Source organism: Labilibaculum sp. DW002 (assembly GCF_029029525.1).
Lineage (GTDB): Bacteria > Bacteroidota > Bacteroidia > Bacteroidales > Marinifilaceae > Paralabilibaculum > Paralabilibaculum antarcticum.
The window spans coordinates 642,282-666,358 of the sequence record NZ_JAKJSC010000002.1 but is presented as its reverse complement, the minus strand read 5'-3'; the positions used below and the strand labels follow the sequence as shown (position 1 = coordinate 666,358).

21 protein-coding genes are annotated in these 24,077 nt (G+C 34.0%); 3 read left to right on the top strand and 18 right to left on the bottom strand.

Features of this window, described 5'->3' with window-relative positions:
• Window positions 1-160 precede the first annotated feature (160 nt).
• A complete protein-coding gene (locus L3049_RS14295) occupies window positions 161-1,471 on the bottom strand; it encodes a DEAD/DEAH box helicase (RefSeq protein WP_275110493.1) in 1,311 nt (436 codons plus the stop codon).
• 294 nt (window positions 1,472-1,765) lie between these two features.
• On the opposite strand from L3049_RS14295, the gene L3049_RS14290 reads away from it, so the two are divergent.
• From L3049_RS14290 to L3049_RS14280, 3 genes are read left to right on the top strand one after another with little or no spacing between them, the layout of a single operon-like run.
• On the top strand, window positions 1,766-2,308 hold the full coding sequence (locus tag L3049_RS14290) for an RNA polymerase sigma factor (RefSeq protein WP_275110492.1): 543 nt from the start codon (window positions 1,766-1,768) through the stop codon (window positions 2,306-2,308).
• The gene (locus L3049_RS14285; RefSeq protein WP_275110491.1) at window positions 2,292-3,014 is read left to right on the top strand and encodes a hypothetical protein; all 723 of its coding nucleotides are present in this window, start codon (window positions 2,292-2,294) and stop codon (window positions 3,012-3,014) included. Before L3049_RS14290 ends, L3049_RS14285 begins: the two co-directional genes overlap by 17 nt.
• Before the next feature lie 38 nt (window positions 3,015-3,052).
• A complete protein-coding gene (locus L3049_RS14280; protein ID WP_275110490.1) occupies window positions 3,053-4,084 on the top strand; it encodes a hypothetical protein in 1,032 nt (343 codons plus the stop codon).
• Between the two features lie 75 nt (window positions 4,085-4,159).
• Here L3049_RS14280 and L3049_RS14275 read toward each other — a convergent pair whose 3' ends face one another.
• From L3049_RS14275 to L3049_RS14195, 17 genes are all read right to left on the bottom strand, one after another.
• Window positions 4,160-4,402, bottom strand: a complete 243-nt coding sequence (locus tag L3049_RS14275) for a hypothetical protein (protein WP_275110489.1) — start codon at window positions 4,400-4,402, stop codon at window positions 4,160-4,162.
• Window positions 4,403-4,530: 128 nt separating this feature from the next.
• A complete protein-coding gene (locus tag L3049_RS14270; RefSeq protein WP_275110488.1) occupies window positions 4,531-5,235 on the bottom strand; it encodes a type 1 glutamine amidotransferase domain-containing protein in 705 nt (234 codons plus the stop codon).
• A gap of 241 nt (window positions 5,236-5,476) precedes the next feature.
• Window positions 5,477-6,469 carry an NADP-dependent oxidoreductase gene (locus L3049_RS14265; protein WP_275110487.1) on the bottom strand — a complete coding sequence of 331 codons (993 nt, stop codon included), beginning with the start codon at window positions 6,467-6,469 and terminating at the stop codon, window positions 5,477-5,479.
• 69 nt (window positions 6,470-6,538) lie between these two features.
• Window positions 6,539-7,201 carry an NAD(P)H-binding protein gene (locus L3049_RS14260; protein ID WP_275110486.1) on the bottom strand — a complete coding sequence of 221 codons (663 nt, stop codon included), beginning with the start codon at window positions 7,199-7,201 and terminating at the stop codon, window positions 6,539-6,541.
• 2 nt (window positions 7,202-7,203) lie between these two features.
• Window positions 7,204-7,833 carry a TetR/AcrR family transcriptional regulator gene (locus L3049_RS14255; protein ID WP_275110485.1) on the bottom strand — a complete coding sequence of 210 codons (630 nt, stop codon included), beginning with the start codon at window positions 7,831-7,833 and terminating at the stop codon, window positions 7,204-7,206.
• Window positions 7,794-8,186 (bottom strand): DoxX family protein, encoded by a 393-nt coding sequence (locus tag L3049_RS14250; RefSeq protein WP_275110484.1) that lies wholly within the window; start codon window positions 8,184-8,186, stop codon window positions 7,794-7,796. Before L3049_RS14250 ends, L3049_RS14255 begins: the two co-directional genes overlap by 40 nt.
• Before the next feature lie 253 nt (window positions 8,187-8,439).
• On the bottom strand, window positions 8,440-9,012 hold the full coding sequence (locus L3049_RS14245) for a DUF1287 domain-containing protein (protein WP_275110483.1): 573 nt from the start codon (window positions 9,010-9,012) through the stop codon (window positions 8,440-8,442).
• A 203-nt stretch (window positions 9,013-9,215) separates the two neighbouring features.
• The gene (locus tag L3049_RS14240) at window positions 9,216-11,645 is read right to left on the bottom strand and encodes a TonB-dependent receptor domain-containing protein (protein ID WP_275110482.1); all 2,430 of its coding nucleotides are present in this window, start codon (window positions 11,643-11,645) and stop codon (window positions 9,216-9,218) included.
• A gap of 361 nt (window positions 11,646-12,006) precedes the next feature.
• On the bottom strand, window positions 12,007-12,780 hold the full coding sequence (locus tag L3049_RS14235) for an EFR1 family ferrodoxin (protein WP_275110481.1): 774 nt from the start codon (window positions 12,778-12,780) through the stop codon (window positions 12,007-12,009).
• 106 nt (window positions 12,781-12,886) lie between these two features.
• The gene (locus L3049_RS14230) at window positions 12,887-15,994 is read right to left on the bottom strand and encodes an AsmA-like C-terminal region-containing protein (RefSeq protein ID WP_275110480.1); all 3,108 of its coding nucleotides are present in this window, start codon (window positions 15,992-15,994) and stop codon (window positions 12,887-12,889) included.
• A 4-nt stretch (window positions 15,995-15,998) separates the two neighbouring features.
• A complete protein-coding gene (locus L3049_RS14225; RefSeq protein ID WP_275110479.1) occupies window positions 15,999-16,367 on the bottom strand; it encodes a lipocalin family protein in 369 nt (122 codons plus the stop codon).
• A gap of 396 nt (window positions 16,368-16,763) precedes the next feature.
• On the bottom strand, window positions 16,764-17,831 hold the full coding sequence (locus L3049_RS14220) for a hypothetical protein (RefSeq protein WP_275110478.1): 1,068 nt from the start codon (window positions 17,829-17,831) through the stop codon (window positions 16,764-16,766).
• Window positions 17,832-19,250 (bottom strand): restriction endonuclease subunit S, encoded by a 1,419-nt coding sequence (locus L3049_RS14215; RefSeq protein WP_275110477.1) that lies wholly within the window; start codon window positions 19,248-19,250, stop codon window positions 17,832-17,834. It lies immediately after the preceding gene.
• 2 nt (window positions 19,251-19,252) lie between these two features.
• On the bottom strand, window positions 19,253-21,439 hold the full coding sequence (locus L3049_RS14210; protein ID WP_275110476.1) for a type I restriction-modification system subunit M: 2,187 nt from the start codon (window positions 21,437-21,439) through the stop codon (window positions 19,253-19,255).
• Window positions 21,440-21,528: 89 nt separating this feature from the next.
• The gene (locus L3049_RS14205; protein ID WP_275110475.1) at window positions 21,529-22,491 is read right to left on the bottom strand and encodes a hypothetical protein; all 963 of its coding nucleotides are present in this window, start codon (window positions 22,489-22,491) and stop codon (window positions 21,529-21,531) included.
• An 84-nt stretch (window positions 22,492-22,575) separates the two neighbouring features.
• Window positions 22,576-23,325: a hypothetical protein gene (locus L3049_RS14200; RefSeq protein WP_275110474.1), complete on the bottom strand. Its 750-nt coding sequence runs from the start codon at window positions 23,323-23,325 to the stop codon at window positions 22,576-22,578.
• Window positions 23,326-23,417: 92 nt separating this feature from the next.
• A complete protein-coding gene (locus L3049_RS14195) occupies window positions 23,418-24,062 on the bottom strand; it encodes a S24 family peptidase (RefSeq protein ID WP_275110473.1) in 645 nt (214 codons plus the stop codon).
• Window positions 24,063-24,077: the final 15 nt, after the last annotated feature.

The following is a 24,077-nucleotide window of genomic DNA, read 5'->3' as shown; positions in this document are numbered from 1 at the left end:
TTATTGTGTGGATTAATAAGGAAGCATAATATTAATGATAAGAAATGATATTTCAAAGCTATAAACAGATCATAATAAGCCTTACTATATCTAAATTAGAAGTACAAAAAAAGCCGAAGAAATTTCTCTCTTCGGCTCTTGTTTTATATTTTCTGTAAGACTATTCTGACTTCTTCTGAGGTCTTCTTCTTGACGAATTCGCACCCGATCCACCTCTTCGCCATTCCTTTTTACCAGAATTATTAGGCTTTGAAGATCTTGAACCTTGACCTTGTCTTTTTCTTTGACCTTGTCTTTGTGGCTTCTCATCAGCAACAGCAACGTCTTCTACTCCACCAGGAAGAAAAGGATGATCTGTCACTACAGGTAATTCTTGACGGATAAGCTTCTGAATATCCTTTAGGTATGGTTTTTCTTCCACATCGCAAAAAGAAATTGAATTTCCACTTGCACTTGCACGACCAGTTCTACCAATTCTATGAACGTAAGTTTCTGGAATGTTAGGCAAATCGTAATTCACAACCAATTCTAATTGCGAAACATCGATACCACGTGCAGCAATATCGGTAGCAACCAATACTTTTGTGTCTCCATTTTTAAAGTTCCCTAATGCAAGCTGTCGTGCATTTTGAGATTTATTACCATGAATTGCTTCGGCATTAATTCCTGCCTTTTTAAGCACTCTGGTAATTTTATCAGCTCCATGTTTTGTTCTTGAGAAAACCAAAGTAGATTCAATCTCCTGAATTTTCAGAAGAAAAATAAGCAATTTTGGTTTTGCTTTTTTGCTTACATAGTAAAGCGATTGCTCTACTTTTTCAGCAGTAGCCTGTTCTGGCTTTATGGTTACCTTATCTGGATTACCAAGCATTTTACCTGCTAAGCTTACAATTTTTGGAGGCATAGTAGCAGAGAAGAACAATGATTGTCTTCTTTTTGGTAACATATCAATAATGCGTCGGATGTCATGGATAAATCCCATGTCCAACATCTGATCCGCTTCATCCAAAACAAAATATTGAATGTCTCTTAATGAGATGTAACCTTGTCCGATTAAATCTAACAATCTACCAGGAGTCGCAACCAAAACATCAACACCTCTATTTAATGCTTGTGTTTGAGCACCCTGTTTTACACCGCCAAAAATAACGGTGTTCATAATTCCTGTGTATTTACCGTATTCAGTAAAATTATCTCTAATCTGAATTGCCAATTCTCTTGTTGGTGTAACAACCAAAGCTTTAATTTTACGTCGCCCTTTTTCAGGTCGCGCATCATTGCAAAGATGTTGCAAAATTGGAATCGCAAATGCAGCAGTTTTACCAGTTCCTGTTTGTGCACAGCCTAGTAAATCTCTTTTGCGAAGTAAAATTGGAATTGATTTTGCTTGTATTGGTGTGGGATGAGTATAGCCTTTTTCCTCAATCGCTTTTAGAATAGGCTCAATAAGTTCTAATTTGTCAAATGTCATATATCTTCTTAAAATTGAGCGGCAAAGGTAGTCGAATAGTTTGGATAATCAGCATAAAGAACAAAATAGTTATAAATCAAATAATTACAGCTTAAAAAAGCTCCTAAATCAAAAGAACAAATACCTGTAATTTAAACTTTAAAATAAGAGTTAAACCACCGCTACAATTATCAAATAACTAAGAAGTTCTTATTAGAAAGAATAATTATCTATTTAAATATTTTTAACCTCAGGCAACCATTTTAAATGAATCTGCATTCTTAAGTTTGTAGGAAACAATTACGATCTCGGCTTGTGAAGAAATTAATTAAAGCTCTTAAAAATAAAAACCCGAAAGCTCAGGAACAGCTATTCAAGCAGTATGCTGATTACCTGTATCGTATTTGCTATCGGTATGTAAACAATAGGGATCTATGTCAAGACGTCCTTTCTCAGAGCTTTTTAAGCATTTTTAATAGCATCGAGAAAACTGATATACAAGAAGAACATGTACTAAAAGCCTGGATGAAGAAGATTGCGATCAATCAATCGCTAATGGAAATTAGAAAGAACCTTCGATTTTCGGACACTTTAGAATTGATTGAAGACATAGAAGAATCGGAACTAACTAGTGATGAGAAATTACTAGAGGATGATTTAATCCAAATGGTATTGAATTTACCTGATGGTTACCGAACTGTTTTTAGCCTGTATGCAATTGAAGGCTACAAACACGAAGAGATTGCACAAAAGCTAAACATCGCAATAGGAACATCGAAATCGCAGTTGAGTAAGGCTAGAAGGTTATTGAAAGAAATGATTACAAAAACAGAGGTGAGATATGAAGCAATCCGTTGAAAAACAAATAAAAAACGCTTTCGAATCTTGGGATAATGAAGAAAATACCATAGGATTCGATAAAGATGCTGTGTGGAGCTCTATGCAAACACCTAAAAAAAATAAGGTCATTTACCTTACCTGGTTTAGAGCAGTCGCCGTTATAATTATCTTGTTCCTATTGAGTGGTTGGGGGTACTCCTATCGATTAAATCAATGCTTACAAATGAGCCAAAACCAATTGAGAATAGAATTAAATCAGGTCAAAGCACAAAAAACTCAGTTTGCACAAAAAGAAGTTGAAACAAAAATCATTTATAAAACTCAGATTAAGATCGTTGAATCAGAACACGCGAAAACAGCCTTGGCTAATCTTACTGCAAATCTGGAACGTTTTACTTCTGAGAATGAAGCATTACAACAACAATTAAACGAGGAGAAACTAACCACCAATTCGTTACAAGATAGTATCAATGCATTGAAAAATAATTTGGTTGATACGAATAAATGGTATGCTCAACAATTGAAAAAAATTGAAAGCCAAAATCAAACAAAAGGATTGTCGATTGATATTAATGAAGAAGCTTTAATGGCTTTATCAAAAAATAATTCGAAGACTAAAAAAACAACAAATAACCCAAATCGGAAATTTAAAATCACATTTAAGAATAAGTCAAGTGAGTCTGAGACATCGGCGCCATTGTTCAAAGACCTCACGATGAAATAAGCATGAACCTCGTTCATTCACACTTTAAATTAAAACGTATGACAAATAAAATAGTAATACTTAGCGGACTACTCTTTCTCTTTTCGATAAAAGCGATTGCTGGCAATGAAAGTAAATTTCTTTCAGACACGATTCGCATGCAAATGCCTAATGGCACTACGATTGAAAGTAGAAGTAATTACAATGGGAAAAATGTTCTAGCAGATCATCTTGATATTAAAAATCTTCTTAGTGATTTCCTTAGCCGTTGGGGAACACTAAATATCAAAGAATTAGACTCAAATAAAGCATATCATATAAAATGCACAAAACAGAAAGAATACATTCATTTGAAAGACAATCAAAATATCATTTCTATTGATGAAGTTGCCATTCAAAAAAGAATATACTTTCCAACCGATACTGCGATTGCATTGGTGATTAAGGGTAACAATAAGCTAGAATTAAACTCAAAGCTTGCCATCTACTTTAGTTCGATAAAACAATTGGAAGAACTCAAAGAATATGATTTCTCTCAAATTTTAAAGAATACAGATACTGAAGTATTAAAGAATGAAGATTGGCATCTTAAATCGTCTCCTTTTGTAGCTTGGGTAAAAATACAAAATGATAATACGGCAGAACTAGTTCACCAGAACAATACCTTATCAGTAAATAATGATATGATTATTTTAACGGCTGGTACTTCTCTTGAAAATGTAAAAGGCAATTGGAATGGTAGTTTTTATACAAAAATGACTATCCAATTGGGAAACAAAAGTTTAGCCAAACAAGCTTTTTCATTGGGCTACGAATGGATGTATGATTTCTCATCTGGAAAAGAAAACATCAATCATTGGGTTGAATTAGGTTATCAACGTAATTTTTCAAAAAATCCAAATAAAGGAGACTGGTACGGATTAAATTTAGGATACTTGGTAAAACGAAATGGCGATTTATTTGAGAAAGATTCATTCCGTCTTGGTATCGAAAAGAAAATTAACGAAAACATAAGCATTGTTCCTCAAATTTATTTCAACGATTTCTTTAAAGATCCATACCCTGGCTTCAAAATTAAGATTCACTTGTAAATAAGCCAAATACTTTATTCAAAAATCCCCCAAGAGTGTTATACTCAAGGGGGATATATTATTTTATATTCGCTCCTATTTCTTCGTAGAATCAGCTGAAGGAGAAGCTTTCTTTTTAATATGTATCAACTCCATTTTTCGAATTCTGGCACGAACAGCACCTTTGGTTCGTTTTAATTTAAGAGCCATTTCACCGACCGGAATGTTATCAAAAAACAAATTGATCAATTCATCATCATCCTCTCTACTCCAATCTTTATAAGCCTCTTTACTTTCCTTTTTTATCTTCCTGATCTTGTCAAAATCCTCTTGATCCATGCTTATACTTCTTATCGTGATTATTTTATTCCTGACATCAAAGATAAGCAGAAGTATTCAAATAAAAAGAGCCAATGAATGACGTTAAATCATTCAAAGACTCTCAAATATTTAAGAACCAATTGAGATTACTTCTTACGAAGTGTTTTCAATAGCATTTCAGCCACAAGTGCTGATGATGCCGGATTTTGTCCTGTAATCAAGTTTCCATCTTGCACCGCATAGGCTGCCCAAGTGGCTCCACGGCTATAAATACCACCATTTTCTTTTAGCATATCTTCTACCAAGAAAGGAACAACCTTTGTCAACTGAACAGCCTCTTCCTCCTCATTGGTAAATCCAGTTACTTTCTTTCCTTTCACAAGCGCTTCGCCTTTTGAATTTTTTACATGTTTTAAGGCTGCTGGAGCATGACAAACAAATGCAATTGGCTTGTTTACCGAATTAAAATCCTGAATCAATTTTGCAGAAGTAGCATCCTCGGCCAAATCCCATAAAGGACCGTGACCACCTGGATAGAACACCGCATCGTAATCTTCAAAATTAACATCGGCTAGCACTAAAGTTGCTTTTATTTTTTTCTGAACAGCCTCATCTTCGTTATAGCGCTTGGTATCTTCCGTTGCATTCTGAGGCAAATTCGAAGTTGGATCAACTGGTGCAGCACCACCTTTTGGTGTTGCTATGGTAACCTCAACTCCCTGATCAACCAATGTGTAATATGGATTGGCAAATTCTTCTACCCAAAATCCTGTTTTGTGTCCTGTATCTCCCATTTGAGAGTGAGATGTTAACACAAATAATATTTTCAAAGCTTCTACTTTTAGTAACATTCTATTTCATTTTAAATTTTACAACCTAGTGATTTACTATCTGAAAATCACCACAATTAATTTTCTTTTTCGCTCGAGCCGCTGGGCTCAAACTTTTTTCTTAGGTAAAAAAGTATGCAAAAATCAAGTCAGCCTGATCCTTATTTGCACTCCGATTTAGAATGAGTAACACGCCTTACGTCAGGCTGACAAATCCAACTCATCTATTCTCCAATACATACTAATGACCGACAAAAACAATTTAGATTTTCACAATCATTTTCCCTTTGTTCTTTCCTTCGAAAAGATCGATAAATGCTTGCGGTGTATTTTCAAATCCTTCAACTATTGTTTCTGTTGATTTTAACTTTCCTTCTTGCAACCATTTTGCAATATGAGACATCGCCTCTCCATATTTTTCGGCATAGTTAAAAACGATAAATCCTTGTTTCAGAACCGAATTTTTAATCAAAATCGAATCTAATCGCGGTCCCATAGGCATACTTGTTGCGTTATACATCGAAATTGCTCCACAAACAATCACCCTTGCAAATTGATTCACATTCATCATTACGCCATCGGAAATTTCTCCGCCAACATTATCAAAGTAAACATCTACTCCTTCAGGACAAGCTTCCGCAATAGCCTTTGTCATGTTCTCAGTCGTCTTGTAGTTGATTCCTGCATCAAAACCATAATTCGATTTTAGCTCCTCTACTTTTTCATCGCTACCGGCAATTCCAACCACGCGGCATCCCAATGCCTTCGCAATTTGACCAACAACACTTCCTACCGCACCTGCTGCACCAGATACCACAACTGTTTCGCCAGCTTTTGGTTTCCCAATTTCTGTTAAGCCCAAATAGGCCGTTAAGCCTGTCATTCCTAAAACACCTAAATAAGAAGATAAAGGAGCTCTTTGGCCATCTACTTTCATTAATTCCTCACCTTTAGAAGCCTGGTACTCTTTCCATTCCAACATACCCGAAACGAAATCTCCTTTGCTAAAACCTTCTAAATTTGATTCTACAACCTCTGCAATCATACCAGAGCTCATGGTTTCGTTCAATTCGAATGGTGCGATATACGATTTACCTTCCATCATTCTACCTCGTAAATAGGGATCTACAGAAAGGTAAGATGCCTTCAAAAGCATTTCTCCAGCCTTAATTTTCGGCTGTTCTTCTGTCACCAATTTAAAATCTGATAATTGCGGTACGCCTACTGGTCTGCTGTTTAATTGTATTGCTTTCATATTGTAATTTTATCTTTTTTATTAGTGAATGTTCATTCTCTTTCGAGGATAAAAAAAGCCTAACTATCTTTACAGATAGGCTCCTATTGCTTGTATTTTGTCTGATTCAATGATATTGTAATCGGGTTTTGCCTGCGCTAAAGCATGCATCGCATTTGCAATTGTTTCCGCCTCAATTGCGCGGTATTTTTTCCATCCTCCACATAAAAAAGGATTTACCATTTTCATGAAAAAGGCTCCAACTCCCTCACCCAATCTATTTTCTTCTCTTTTTCCTTTTATAAGCGATGGCCTTAAAATATAGGTGTTTGCAATTTTCTGATTTAAAATCACTTTCTCCATCTCTCCTTTTGTTCGATTGTAAAAGATATTGCTTTTGTGATTTGCCCCTAAGGCCGAAATCACCACAAAACTTTTAATCTTATTCGCTCTAGCTAATTTTGCTGCTGATGTAGGAATTCCAAAATCAATTTTCTTATAAATCGCTTTGTCTTTCGTTTTCTTCGCTGTAGTTCCAATACAACAAAACACCTCATCGCCTGTAAAATCCTTTTTGAATTCTTCCAATTTTAGAAGATCTCCAACATACTCCTTTAACTTAGGATGTATCAATTTCAAACTCCTTCGGCTAAAGATTTTAACGCTTGTATAATCTTCATCTTCCAAAAGTTGATTCAACAATAACTTTCCTGTTAATCCGCTTGCTCCTAATACAATTGCTGTCTTTCCCATCTTTATATTCTTATGCTATCCCAGGCAGCCTGAAATGCCTCATCTAAACTTTTCTTATCAAATTGATACAACTCTCGTTTTTGCATATTCATTAAAAAAGATAATGAATTAATTGCATACGCGTATAGTACATATGGCGAAACATCTTTTATAATTCCCTCTTTCTGACCACGTTCCCACAAATCCAACAAAGGCTGTAAGTGTTTTAAACCCTCTTGTCTAACCTTCTCTTCGATCATCGTTGTGTTATCACATTGCGATAAAAACCACGATTCTTCTAATTCTTTTAACTTATAATCGGCAATGTTGTACCAGATTAATTCGAATGCTTTTTTAACTGGCATTACCTCTGAATATCCTTCGAAAGCACGTTCTGTATATGCTTGTTTCCTTTCCAGATACAACTGGTTAATTAAATCTTGTTTGTTTACAAAATAGATGTAGATCGTAGCAGGTGATACCTTAGCCATCTTTGCTATTTTCGACATTGGTGCATCATGAAAACCATTGTTATTCACCAAACTTAAAGTTGCATTCAACAATGCATTCCGCTTCTCCTTACTTTTCTCTCTTATTGCCATAATGCTTGTAATTACTTCTGATTTATTAGTACTACTTGCTTTATTTTCCATGCTATTGCCATAAATAGAAATTGAAATGGCAATCGGATTAGTGCAGCTTTGTGCGTTCCAATTGCAGGAGTACTTGAAAAGACATCCCAAACATGAATGGGCAAGAATAATACCATTAAAATGAAAATACCCATTGCGGCTATTCTTGCATATTTCTTTAGCAAAAGCAAAGCCCCCAAAGCAATTTCAAGCAAACCTGACATGTAAATCACTTCCATTTTAAACGGAAGAAAGTCAGGTACAAAAGGAAGATAAAAATCTGGTTTTAAGAAATGTTGCACACCACCCATGATCATGAAAATGGCAAAGAGAATCCTAACGCCTGTCCAAATTGTGTTTGAAATATTCTTCATTCTATTAATTCGTTTTTATTTTTTATGATTTTGATAGAACGAATATAAATAAAATAAATCACAAAGCGAATGAACGTTCACTTTTTAACTTTTATTCACAAAATTAGCTAATAGAAAACCTAGTAGCTCTTGTAAATTTGCAATTTACAGGTAAGTAGTTAAGGATTTACAATCCGACTTTCAACACTAATGAATTGAAAATTCTAAACTCATGGTCCCTGATTACAAATCAGGGATAACCTGAACGAAATTATTAATAAGTATAGTGACCAATAATTCGGTAGTCTAGCAAACAATCTTCAATTACTTGCCCAGCTCCAATATTGTGCACAATTAAGAAGCGCTTACCATCTCTAGATTTTTTATTGATTACGATACCAATATGAGTAGTTGCTCCCCCTAAGTTCCAGCACACCACATCGCCAGGCAAATAATATGCAGCATTTTGGTTTATCGGTTTCACCTTACCGTGTCGCTCGAAAAACTTCATCAAATTAGGCACTCTTCTGTGATCTATATTTTTATCGGTATGCTTCAGTCCCCAAATACTTGGGTACAAAGAAAAATTAGCTCGCATATCCTCATGAACCTCTTTCTGCAAATCAACGCCCAATTCACGGTATGCTCTAATAATTACATCCGTGCATACACCTCTATCTGCTGGCACATCTCCATTTGGATAGGCAATTGAGAAATAGCTTGGGTCATAAATAACCTTTTGTTCTGTTAATTTTATGGCGGCTTCGCTTAATTTCTCTGGAGTTGTTTGTGCAAAACCAATTCCGATTAACAGAAAAAACAATAAGGTGCTTAGCAATTTTTTCATTGAGGATCTCTTTTTTCTTTAATGTATTTCCTACGGGGAAGTTAACTACTTTTTAAACTATAATACAATCAAATTAGGAAACAAGCTTGACGCTGACAGGTCTCTTCATTCGTTCCTGTTTATCCGTAGAAGAAAAAATCTCCCTACTCAAAATAGAATAGGGAGATTTTTATTAAAACAAATGTATATAATTGAAATAGGGTCTACATAAATCCACCGCCACCTTGTGTTTCACGATTATCTCTATGCTTTCTTCTTTTGGCTTTGTTTTTTCCACTACCAAATCGGTACGAAAAGCCTAAATAGGCCGTTCTGCTTTCCCAATGGAATTCGCCACCCTGCTTATAAGGCACTTCTGACTTAAATTTAAATTTCATGCCTTCAAATATATCATTCACTCTAAAGGTTACTCTTCCTTTTCCTTTCAGTACAGCATAACTTACGCCTGTGTTAATCATCCACATTGGATCCACTTCGAACTGAAGATCTTCTCCTCCGCCACGATACATGGCAAACAATTGGAATCTCAATTTTTTAGTTGCTGTAAAGCTATTCGATACTCGAACGTTAAAGGAATTGTTTGTGATCTCCAGATTATCTCCATTCGATACCCCTGTCTCTTTCTGGATATACAAATCGGAGCTGGCATTCATCGACCACCACTTAACGAATCGGTAATTTGCCGACAACTCAACACCGTAACGATCGTTGCTATCGGTATTATAAAAGGACATTTCCACTTTTTCAACATCCAAAGGGTCTTTGTTCAATACTCTCGAAATATTACCATTTACTCTTCGGTAGAACACCCCAACTGTAGCAGAACCTTTCTTTAAGCCTTTTGTATAATTTAATTCGAAGGAGTTCGTGAACTGAGGATCCAGGTTTGGATTACCAAATGAACTAATCAAAGGCGTACTCCACTCTCTAATCGGATTGACCTGCTGAATAGAAGGTCTGTCTACTCTCCTGCTGTAACTCAACTGAAATTGATTTTTCTCACTCGGATTAAAAGTGAAAAATGCAGAAGGATACACCGTAAAACGGTCATCGGTATACTTAGCTCTTTCAGCTCCTTTGGCAAAGCTTCCGTCTACCTTGTAATGCTCAAATCGAGCACCTATCTGCATCGAAAACTTATCTATTTTGTGATTTAAATTCACATATCCCGAATAGATGCTTCTGTCGTATGTAAAAGCAGAATTGCCGATTTCATTATTTGTAAAATCGTGCTGATTGGTTACTCTTGAATTCTCAGTATCATTCGTTCTATACTCCAACCCTAATTCCAACTTTGTATTTTCCGACAATGGGTTTGTGTAATCCAGATTTAGAAGTGTATTCGCGTAATCATTATTAATATCATCTATATAATTCGAAGTCAGGTCAATTGGATTAAGTAATTCGGTATAAGTTGCATCTTCAGGAGAATCACTTTTACTGTAAGTTGCTTCAAACTCCAAGTTGTGTCCTTCTTTTTCAAAGTCAATTTTATAGTTAATATTATAAGTACCTGTAGAATTATCCGTTTCCGATTTCATTAAACTATGATAATCCAACATTGCTCCTCTGTAAATCTTTGTTGTACCATCAAATACACCATCGCGCAAATTCTGTGTGGTATAAAAGGAAAGTGTATTCTTTTTATTTAAATAGATATCGGCACCTACCTTTAGCAACTGGGAATTATTATCGCTTAGGAAACTAAATTTCTGTAAAATATCATTATCAAGAACAACATCGCCATTCGCAGCTTGAGAGCTTCTTAACACATCACCATAATTGTCTCTTTTTCCTCCATTAGCACCAAAGTTCATGAAAAAATTCACCTTACCAGTTTTGTAGTTCATGTCTAAAGAACCATTCATACGTGTGTTTTCACCTCGTGTTATACCCACATTCACATTACCGTTAAATCCGATATTCGCATTCTTATTTAGCACGATATTAATAATCCCGCTCATCCCCTCAGGGTTGTACTTTGCAGATGGATTGGTAATTAGTTCGATACTTTTAATAGAGGTGGATGGTATTTGCTGTAGCAATTGTGCCGCACTAATATTAGTCGGTTTACCGTCAACCAAAATCCTAACGTTCTCGTTTCCTCTTAAACTAACCGTTCCTGTTTGGCTATCGACACTTACCGACTGCACATTGTTCAAAACCTCTGAAGCTGTGGAACCAGCTGCGGTCAGGTCTTTACCCACATTAACCACTTTTCGGTCTATCTTTTGAGTTACTGTCGATAATTCAGCTCTTACGGTTACTTCACCAAGAACTTCAGCATCTTCCTCAAGACGAATAGTACCAAGCTTAAAAGTTGAATTTTTAGCTGTGAAATTAAGCTCTCTCACAAAAGGCTTGTAACCTATATACTGAATTTCAATAACATTCTTTCCTTTCGCAATTTTCTTTATACTAAACTTTCCTTTATCATCGGTAATCCCTCCGGTTAATATTTGGTTGTTTGCATCTCGTATCACCACATTTACATATGGCAAAGGTTCTTTAGTCTTTACATCAATAACAATTCCCGTTAGCGAACCGCTTTTTACCACAGCAATCATTTCTGTTTCTGCACTAACTGTATAAGTAAACAACAGTAAAATGGCTACTAGTAATCTCTCTCTCATAATAATAACTTTAACACGGTTAGATCTGTAGTTAATTAGACTACAGTAAAAAATATTGGTTACAGATCGGTTTCAATTGTCTACTTTACTACCACATTAGATTTCTGTGCAAATCCACAGCAAAATGGCGTAGTATTTCTATTAAAACTGACACATCACCAATCCTTTCACATATAGTGCCGAAAAACGCATCACTCTTACTATCAATACATTAAAATTAAACCAACAATACAATACCGTACGATAACGAACAGGTCGTGTACGCTTCAAACTTATGTTATCTGAGGGATTTTCTAAGAGTTTATTGCTCAAAAAAAGGATAGCAAAACTGCTATCCTTCCATGTATTTCTCTGATGTTTTTTAGAGGAAAAATTCGGGTTCTTTGCGTTCCGAACAGTTTTCGAATAGGTTATTTGTTATTTGACTGATCAGTGGTGTATCAAAAACTCGTGCCTCTTCAGGACAAGCTTTAACACATGCACAACACCAAATACAAGCCTCTGCATTCGTAATTACCGTTTTGCCTAGCTCAATTACATCAACGGGACAAACATCGGCACAAATGCCACAAAGCGTACATTTATCAGCAATGGTTCTTGGTGCCATGACTGGAGCATTGGGCGCAACTTTATATGGACAATTACCAGAAATCTTTAGTTCGATGCCATCGTTCGTCTTCAATTTCTTTAGAATCTCTCCTGCAAATTGTTTTGCCTTCAAAAAATCTGCCTCATCTGGACGATTTTTTGCAATCGGTTTACTTTCTATTGAATAAGAATGTTCTCCAATAAAAGCTGCAGCAGCTATAGGTATAAAACCTAATTCTACACTAAGATCTTTTAGTTCAAGCAGCGCATCATCGAAATCTCTATTTCCATAAACAGCAACTAAAACCACTGGTGCGTTTTTTGCTTTAAAATATTTCAATCGCGGAATAACTTCAGCAGGTACACGACCTTTGTAAACAGGTATACCAATAATGGTCAATCCACTGCCAAAATCTTTATAATTAAAGTCAGTTTGCGTAATATCAAACTCATTTATTTGTTTTGCTGCTAATTCCTGTCCAATGGCCTTAACAACTTTTCTACTTGTTCCTGTTGGAGAAAAGTAGATTAAATTAACTGATTGCATCTTTATTTTACATTTACCATATACGCCCACATCCGTAAAGAAATAGGTAACTATCCCATGATGATATTGCTATGCTGCCATAAAAAAGTTCAGATAAGCTATCACTCTATTTAACAGGCTTAACATTCTCCTTAAGCGATTCCGAGATCAGCTTTTTTAAACGTAAAGTTCGCTCTTCCAGTGCGCCCTGTTTTTTTGGATTGTAAAGATGTTTATATTGACAAGGAACAAGCTTATATTTTAAATCTTCCATTGTGCCGCTTACATTTAAGCCTAACCTAACGGGTAGAGGCGTATCTGTCACCGATATGTGGTAGTTAAAGTGATTATCCATATTATGACGTCCGGAAATAACGGCTTTATATTTATCCATGACAATAAGGAAAGGATATAAATCAATTTCATCCTTAAATAAAGTCATCTCAACACTCAGGCTATCTATAATATTTTCTGTTTTTTTCTTAAAGAGGAGTTTACTTGCAATCATATCGAATGTTTCGGTATCCATAAGGGTTAGTTCTTGTCCCTGGAAAGCTGCCGCACCACGAATTGTAGATTGTTTAAGAGAATAATCGCTCTTAAGATAGGTTTCTCCAGCCAAATGAAATTCACCTTTCCCTTTGAATGATTTTAGCATTGGAATCATAGCGTCAACTGAAGGAATTAAATCAATGAGTTCAGCAACATCAATATCTAAAAGGTGAAAGTCGATGCCACTGAACAAATGATTTTTTCTGTCTGAACGGTACATAGCCGTTAATTGCATATTGGCCGCCCGGCTTGTAAAACCCATTTGGTCCAGAATAAGCGTACCATCCTTAACGGTTAAGCCACCTTTAATATTTTCGATAATATTATCATTTACGATAGTCTGATTGATTGCTGTGTTTAATCGAATTTCGACACCTTTGGGTACCATAAATGGATCATCTTCAGTGGTAAGAGTTTCATTGCTAGCAAGGCTTGAGTCTTGACTTCCCATGCCACTAAAAATATCCATCAGCTCATAAATATCGGTATTTTTAGAGATCAAGTTAAAGTTTCCTTTAAGCAATGCTTGCTTGTTGATGTATTTAGATATGTCGGTTAGTTGACCACTAAGGCTAAAATCGGATTTACCTAAAGTCACATCGGCTTTCTTAATCGCCATTGTATCGGGATCAAGCGTAAACGATATATTTGGGATCTCACCTTTTAGCTGCTTACCTAGGTTATAAATGGCATCGGAGAAATTAATGGCCACTTCGGGCTGCCATTTAAGAATCAGATTGTTTTGTGAGTCATCGTATTTCAAATTTGTTTTGGCATACAGCTCATTAGCATTAAAGAGAACAGAGTCTTTGCCAGCGATTACAATTTCTTGGCTATTAATTGTAGAATTGATAAGAGCAATTTCTTGTTTCGCTTTAAGTGTTGGGGCATATTGAAATTGTCCCTCTGCATTATTGGCAATAAGAGATAAAGTATCGGCTGTAGCATTAAGGCTGCCAAATTTAAAATGACATGCCGATATGGGGGTAGAAATGCCTTTTACCAGCTGATTGATATCGACAGAAAGTTCAAGATTCTCACTTGCCGCACGCATCGAAGGAGACATGTTGACATTTAAGTTTGGTGCATCAATTTTGATGTTGGCAAACCTAAGGTTTTTGTCTGCTCTGTTTTGGCTGGGTAAATCAAGCTTCAGTTTTGCCGAAGGTAGGTTTACCTTAATACTGTCGTTATAGCTTGCATAAAAATTCCGGGCTTCAAAATCGCCGGTTAAATAGATACGGTGATAGGCCTCCTTGTCTAAATCAGACTGAGAGAATCGGGCATGCAGGTTACCATTAACCGACCCCCGAACACTTATGTTTTGATCTTTGGGTATAAACGATTTAAAATCGGCTAAGCTGAAATTACCCTTCGAGTAAATGTCGTAGGCTGGCGTTTCCAGAATATTCGAAATTTCTCCTTTAAGAGAAACCGTGCTGTGCTTTATTTTGGCAGAACTACTATTGATTGTAACGGCCGAATTCTGCTTTTTATTCAGATCCACCTGAGTAGACATGGATAATTGAATGTCTTTTACACTTGGATAACCAGTGTATTTAATTTCACCCTTATAATATTCAATATTTGCTGTTACAAGGGGCGTGCTTGTTTCTGAAATAAGTCCTTTTACTGATCCCGAGACTTGTGCATAGCCCTTAGCTCGTATATCTTTTAGTGGCTCAGAATAGGCTTTGGGAACAAGAGTTATAATTTTTTCAATATTCAATTCCTTGGTTGAGTATTCAATATCGGTAGATATAGAGTAATCTTTTAAGATGCTTACAAGACCATTGAAGGAAATGGCTTGTTCATCGTTAACAAGGAGTTTGGCCTCTTCAAAATTATAAGTATTTTCAGATAGATTGGCTTTAAAAGGCAAGTGTGTATCAAATTTCATCTTGGATAAAATGGTATCACCAGCCATAGAAAACGACATGGCTTTACAAACAAGCTTTAAATCGGAATCGAATAGATTTTTGTCTTTAGCCTTAGAAGTAATCTTTAGATCACAGTTCTGTGCATCAAGATAAAGAGCCATCGAGTCGGATGTTGCAAACAACAATCGATTTAGCTGCATATCCAAATTAAGAGCTTGTTTCTCCTTGCTGTATTTAAGCCCGAGCTTAGCATTTAAGTTACTGATATTAGCCTTTCTAAATGTTGACTCATCTGTATAATTGGCATTGCAATTCTTAAATTTAACATTACTAATGTCCATATCACCTAAAGATGATGCTTCCGAATCAGCTTCTGTCGAATTGGAGCTGCTCTTTAAAATATCGAAATTAGATTGCCCCGATGAGTTTATTTTGAAATTCAAATAAGCATCTTCAACAAGAAAGGGGTCAAGTTTTATATTACCATCCAATAAGTACGAGAGTACATTTAAGGAGGCAAAGCATTTGGGTGCATATAAGATTGTATCAGTTTTCGGTGCATTTGTCTTCTCTGTCAAACAAAGGTTCGTTAACTCAAGTCCAAAAAACGGATAGGTACTAAAAAAAGTTGGTTCAACTTTTTCTATCATTGTATGGCAGGCTAAATATTCTTTTGCCTGTTTATTAACGATTGGGCTTAATTTCTCTGGTGTAAAAAGATACCACATGCCTATTGAGGCAGCTAGTATCAATACAAAAACAAATCCCAGTAAAGCTATTCCAACTTTTTTTAATATCCGCATCTTATTATTGTTTACTGAATGATGTTATTTCCCCGTAAGCGTCTTTATATTCCATTGATGATGCCGTTAAGTTCGTGATGGTGTATACTTTTGGAACTTTACCGCCACTTACGATGATATGAATTTGCTCCAACTGGTCTTTGTTTATCGTCCAGGTAAATTCCTGAGCTTCTTCCTCTTTAACATCATCAGCAGTATCCCAGGTAGCACCCGATTTGTCAGAATCGTATCTTTCAAATAAAGTCCCACTTTTCCATTTTCCAATAATCAATGACTCATCAAAACTGGCTTGAGTTTCGTCGTCTTTAGAACACGAGGTTGAGAAAAGTACTGCTACTGCAAGGCTTAAAAAAATTAATACTAAGCGTTTCATTTATTTTTAATTTGTTTATGAATACTCCTATTTATTACTCAATATAAACATCAAAAATACGACTTTATTGTAGTTAATGAATGAAACATGATTCATTAATTATGAAATTTTATTAATCATTTGGATAAGCCATTAAAACCGAGGTAAATCAAAGTGAAGTAGAAGGAAGACTTGCTAAGAATTTTGTTGTTTTTAGGCACAAAAAAAAAGGACAACATTTCTGTTATCCTTTTTCGTGATCCAGCCAGCATCACCACTACAGCAATAAAATCAGGCTATATGTCAGCATAGGTACTGTGTGGGTACTGCAAATTTGATAATTTAAACAGATTAATGGTATATCAGCACTTTAAAATTCTGCTTAAAATGGATCATTAAGACTATGTAATATCGATATTATTGTACTGGCACCAATTTTTCATCAATCCAGTTGTCAATTTGTTCTTTACATTCTGGATCAAAATCATTTAATTCAACTCTATCTTTTAATTCATCAAAAATGAAGGTTTTGACCTCTTCTAAATCTTCAAAGTCTTCATCTTCATGCGATATAATTAACCACTTATCGTCTTGAATATTTATTTCATAATTATCTAACTCTATTTTAGCTAAACTCAACCAAGTTGACTCTTTTAAAACATCATTTTCATTAGACCAGAATTCAGTGATTAATGTTTCAATTCCTTTATCTGTATCATTATCATTAATCGCTTTATCAAAGTTTGACATCTTTGTTTCTGAAAGATTTCTAATATGCATCACGGAATTCCGTATATCCTCTAAAGGTTTCAACTTGTACATAATTGAAAATAGAAATTCTGTATGCCTTTCTTCTGAAATATACCTTCTTTGTAACCTATTTTTAAATTCTTGAAAATCGGATAAGCTTACATCTTGAAGAATTTCAGCTATTTTATCTGCTTTTAATTTTTTAGGCTCTCCAAAACTTGCATAGTGATTGAAAAGAATATAATATAATCCATTTTCATAATTATTAGAAACATTATTTTTATTGTACGATTCTGCTAATTGCACTCCAAAATCCTTAAATATCTCCTTATCTATTGTTTTGTCATCATATGTAAGAATATAAGTTAAAACATTCCTAAGCTCCATTTCAATGGCAAATAGCTTGTTAAAATATCTATCTGCTAATCCTTGCAAATAACCATCATGCAACTTAACAACACTAATAACTTCATCTAAAGCATTTAACGTATCAAGATATGATTTCACTATATCTTTAGGCTCTAAATCCCTTAAATCAATCTCTGGAAAATCTAAGGTGAAAATGCTAATAAAACTACCATTGGGTATTTGATTTACATTGATAACTTCAATATAATCTTCGAAATAATAATCATCTAGCCCATATTCTTCACCTATCTCATCATATAAAAGGGAAGCTAAAAGATCTTCATTTAGATTCTTAGTATGGTTTATTTGTATTTTTATTATACACATCTATCCTAAAATTATTTGTTCAACTTCTAATTTTGCATCAATCATTATCTGTTTAGCATCATTTTCTAACTGTTTAGCTTGATTTCGTATATCTGTAATTTGATTAGCAATCTCAGACTGTTTTTCCAAAGTTGGTACTGGAACAACAAGTGATTTAAATTCTTCCGAGTTTATATTAGATTGTACAGCTGGCCTTTCAATAGCTGAAACCCAAAACTTGTAAATAGAAGAATGACAATAGTAAAATAAGTAATCAGGATTTATTTTTTCAGAATTGAGCTTAAATCGAATTAAATATCCTGCGAAAATAGCAGGCAAATCAACTTTCTTATGAATGTAACACCTACCAACAGAACCACTTCTCGCAAACAAAATATCATTTTTGTCTAGGAGGTACTTTTCTTCTGTATTTTCTGCTGTTTTCCAAGATATATCCTTTAAGTTACCTAAATCATCAATATCAGTTATTCTAATATATCTAATATCATCTTCATTCCTTTTATTACAAGCAGTTTCGTTTGCCCCATATTGTGGAGAAGTTAGAAGTAAATCATTTAATTTTTCTGTTGGAAAATTCCACTTTAGGTTAATTAAATAATCAATCTTACTCGTAAAGTCAGGGTCAAAGCGACCACCACTCAGTTTAGTTATTGAAGTAGTGAAAATTCTATTTTCAAGTGAGTTATCATTTTCAGGTAATTTTATTCCTAATTCACCCAGCAAATAATTGTCAATACTTGAAAGTATTTTTTTTGCTTCGTTTTCTTTTTTATTCTTTTCCTCGACAGCCTTTTTAGTAATCTCTAAAATCCGTTCATCAAGTAATATTGGAATAGATAATAAAGCTGGATAATCAAGAGCAGGACGAGTCCCACCTGTGGCCCTTCGACTTGCAAGCTTCTCTCCAATATCTGAGTTTAGATATGATGCTAAAATTGTACTTATTTCTTTGCTAACCGTTTTTATTACAACCAAATGCTGATTTGTATTCCCAACAAAACCATCAGGAGCTACTGAAGCTACAGCCATTCTCCCCACACCTGTAATTTTAACTAACAAATCACCACCTTTTACTTGACTACGCTTCAAATAACCGTTGTGTGTTTCTTCATTAATATATTTACAATCGGCATAATCTAAGATACCTGTAGGAGATAAATTTTGAACCCTCAAAAAAGGAATGCCATTTTCTTTATTTGAATAGTACTTTTCTTTTTCAGCTGTTTTTGGAGTTGCTCCACTAGAAACAGCTTCAACAAAGTACCTAAGAGGTTTAACATCCTTTGTACGAACCTTTTTTTCCAATTCCTTAATTTCAGGAATATAATAAAATGGGTCAAGCCTTTTTTCGACTTCTGATTTTTTTAAAATAAAGACTTTATTGGGATTAACTTTATCGCTCAATTTAAATTCTGCCATTTTTACTTATCTAAGCCGTTAATAAATCGAGTTAACTCTGTCTCAATCATTTCTAGTTCATTATTACCAGTAGATCTACCAGTTGCATCATATCCAATATCTTCTGCAATCGCCATAAATATTGGATAATCGTCTAAGACTTCTTGCTTTTTTAGAATGAATTTATCTGCCAAATCTTCTTTCAAATCGGTAATTTGTAGATTGTGATTATCATTAATTTCCTTTTTCCAAGAAGTAAATATTTCCGTCTTTTCTATTCGTTTTTTATCTGTCTCTCCTGTTATATTTTCAAAGTCAGTATGATTTTTAACAATTCTCTTTTTTTCATTCTCTATTTTTGCAACTTCGGTTAAAAAGTTATTCTCTTCTTTAATTTGATCCTGTAATTCTTTTTTCAAAGTTTGATACCGTACGGTAACCGCTTCTGGCCATTTACGTAAAAACAAAACAGAGCTTTTCACACCTGCTCCTGTGTGTGAAAATGCCGTTTGAGGCATAGAAACGACTGCAATTATTTGATACCATTCTTCAATTCTGTCTCTTACATATTGTAGACTGCTATTAGTTAAAATACCATCAGGTATAACAACTGCTAAATAACCGTTTTCATTTAGAAAATTATGACATTGCTCTATGAACAAAACTTCTGTACTTTGATTTGCTCGCTCCTTAACTCCTGAATTTTTAGTGTCTAACCAACTTATATCTTTATTTCCAAGATTATATAGATTTAAATAAGCTTTTTCAGTTTGTTTTACAGTGCTTCCAAATGGTGGATTTGTAATAATAAAATCAAAAGTTCCATATTTAAAATCTTTGTTATTGCTTCTTTCTTGCATTACATCATCACGTAATAATCCATCGGATGATATTACGTTTGTATGTCCATCATCATGAATAATCATATTCATTTTTGCAGTCCTTGCAATTTGTTCATTAATTTCAATTCCGAACAGTCGCTTTTCTGCAAAATCATGCCAATGGGACCAATGCTTTGTTGCCTCTTGTGTCTTAGCTTGATATTCTGGATAATACTCATCAGCTTCTTGTCTAACTTTATCTAAAGCATAGAGTAAGAAACCTCCACTCCCACACGAAGTGTCTAAAACTTTAGATTCGTGTGTAATTGGTAAAGAATTAACAATAAACTTCACTATAGGTCTTGGAGTAAAAAACTGTCCAAAGTCTCCTCTAAAATAACTACCCATAAAAGTTTCAAAAGCTTTTCCTTTACTATCTAAATCTGTAGCGCCAAGGTTTATTCTTTCCAAATAACCAACTACTGCCTTAACCTTTTGAGGAGAGAGGCGAACATCATCTTTAAATACTTCGGGGTCTTTCTTTTTCCCAATAGCATATAAAGCTACCACTCGTTTGTATAATTCATTTGTGATCTTTTCTTCAATTCTAGCTTTTTGCTCTTTTGAAGCGTTTTTAGGAATAGGTTCACTAAAAACCTGAAAGTCATATGGCTCACCTTCTTTTCGGAGCATTCGTTCATCCCATATTTTACAAAAAATAAGTTTATCCAATTCGTCAAATGCTTCTGACGGATTAAGCTCCCCACCTGCCCAAAGTGAATTATGAGCTGATTTAAACGCTTTAGTTAAATCTTCCTCACTAATTATCTCTAACTCAAAGAATTTTTCTTTAATTTCAGTAGTTGCTTGTTCTTGACCTATTCGTCCGCCTTTAGCAAATTGATACTTTTGTATTTCAGTAATACCATATCTAGGAATATTTGGTATTGTTTGAGTAAGATCACTTTCTTTATCAATTAAGAATGATTCATTTTTAACCTTAGAAGTAACCCAAAGATACTTAACCGTTCCTGATAAAGCATATGCATAACTTGCACCTTGCTTTATTGCTTGTTCAAATTCTAATTCCGAAACTTCTTCTCTTTTGCATTCAACAACAATATGAGGTTGTGTACATTCATCATCATTATAGACAACAATGTCTACTTCTTTAACAGAAGCTCCCATTGTTATAGACTTAAATTGTAAAATTCTTTGAGGTGAATAACCATAATTTAAAACAAGCTTTAAGTATGCTTCTGCTTGTACCTTTTCTTCAGGATTATTGAAATTTCTACGCTTATCATCTTGGTGAATATAGAATATGTTTTTCTTCTCTTCATCAAACCTTATTAGCCCTTGCTCTATTCCTTTTTCTATTATATTCATTATCTATTATTGTCAATTTGTATAATTTGGTGTAACATCTAAATACTTAAAAATTAATTGTAATATTATTCCAATTATATTTTAGTGATTTAGATTTCTTCCATCGGTATATTCTTCTGTCTACAATACTCTTCAATATCAGAATCATTGATGAAATATCTATCGCATAGTTCATTAAGTTCTTTTTCTGTCGCTCTATAATATCTTTCTTCAGCCGTCATAAGTTTTTCAGTCTGTTCAATAAACCTTTCAAACTCTTCATTTATTTTACACAATTTATCTATTGTCTTAAAGTCTAATTCTCTATATTTTGCTTGAAAAAGTATTTTACTTTTAAACGGATTTGCATTCAGTTCAATTATTCCAATTCCAAAGGATTGGTTTAGTCGTTCCATTTCATCTTTGAGACTATCACTAAATTCAAATGCAACTAGATATCCATAATGTGCCCAACTTGAATTCGATACTGCTTGAAAAAAGGCTTTTTTTAGTTCTGAATCGCTATTTATCTCCTTTTTAAGCTCATAAGAACTCATTTTAAAAGTGTCTAACTGATTTATAGACTTGATAAAAGTTTGAGTCGTCTTAGTCTGTAATTTCAAAAGTTTAATCCCGACCATATCTGGATGTGTCCAAATCTGGTTATTATCCCTTCCATTCTTAGATTGTTCGTGAAAAATAGTCTTTGAATAAACACCTGTATTCTTTAAATAACTACTCAATATTTTATGTAGATCACGTTCGCAATATGGTTCTTGTTTTGTTAGTTTCAATTCAGAATTAACCTTTTCAGAAACTGAATCTATATCTATATCCAATTCATATTTGGATAGATAATATGAATAAGTTCCTCCCTCTTGCTTTATTCTCTTAACTCTTGAATCGCCGTTCCTAATAAAATCACCAAGTAAAGCAGAAACTGTAGAAGCGGGTGTTTTTCCTTTTTTAAAGTCGTAATACTTTTTTGCTACAATATGCTTATAGATTTCCATATAGTTTGTCAACCCAGCGATATCTTCTAAACTATTCAAAATTGCTTCTTTAATGGTCATAAATCAGTGTTTTATATTTATGGTATCCTTATAAGATATTTTCGAAAAACGTAATTTTTGTTATATTATCGGTATGTTGTTTCATCAAGATGATAACAACTTTTTTAATCCCATGAAATTTTCAAAAATATACATAGCATGATATTTCTGATCTTGTTTAAACCTAGAATATAATACGATACTAAAAATAATAGTACCTAGAATCCAAATAAAAGCCAAAGGAGACCAAGTAACGTCTTTAAATCGTGTCAAACACCCTAAGACTATAGGATATAATAATATATTACTAAAAAATATCAATGTTAAACTTCTCGTTAATACAATTGTAGCATTTTGTTTTTTTTCATAAAGAGCTACAGCGGGAAACCTTTCTCTTAGATAGAATTGAATTAAATTGAAATAATCATCTTTTATTTCAAATTTACATTTTTCAATAAAATCGTCTCCTAAAGTTGTTTTGTACCACTCCTTAATTTTGACTATTAATCTAGCCTTAAATACTGATGAATACTCATCATTTTCTTCATCGAATATTAATGTCCATTTAGGAGATGGTCTTTTATGGGCTTTTAATACAAAAGGAAATACTCTGTTATGGATTGTTATTTTTCCAAGTTGTTCAAAGAATCTACCAAGAACATAAGCTACTATGAACGATATCGAAATTGAAGCAAAATTTATCTTCTCAATATTCGCCCACCCCTTATTAGTAATGATTGTAATATTAACAATAACAGTAACTATTACAATATATCCTGGTATTATATATGCAATTATATCATGAAAAAAATCTGGTATTATTCCAGCACCTTTAGAAATATTATCATCAGCCATTTAGCTTTTCTAATTATTTTAATGTACAGTAAAAACTTAAGGAAAATTACCTAAAACAATCTCAACAGGTAACTATCTCATAAATACAGGAATTAAAAAAATTTCTTAATTGCCCCCAAAACTTCAAAAACTCTCAAAATAGAAGTTTTCCTAACCTCATTTTCATCAAAGTCTAAAGTGTTAATTGGGACTAATTTAAAGGTGCCTGTATTATCTGATTTACGGATTATTTTAATAGTTCGTAAATGTTCTGTTACAACAGCATAAATTTCTCCAAATAATATATTCTCTTCCCAATTCGGTAATTCTTTTAGAGCAATAATATCACCGTGATTTATCTTTTCAGCCATTGAATTTCCAGTAACATTGCACCATAATTGAGCATCTTTAAAAGGTGCAAAAACAATATTGTGATCTGGTAATAATGTTTGATTATTAAAAATAGCATTAAACCCACCAGAAAAATCAACATCATAATAAGGAACTCCAATATTGCTATTCTTACTTACAACCAAAGTGTCATTTTTGAACATATCACCTTTTCCTGTTAAAAGCCAATAAGCATTATACGAGGGATAATTTTCAACTATACTAGTTATCCATTTACTTTGAATGTCTGTATCATTTTTTGAAGCTCTGCTTAATACTCCCTTGCTAGCACCAATAACCCTCTCTAATTGAGTTATTGTAATCTTTTCATTTTCTGCCAGTTGTGTTATCCTAGAGATTGTGCTCATAATTTAAGTTGAAAA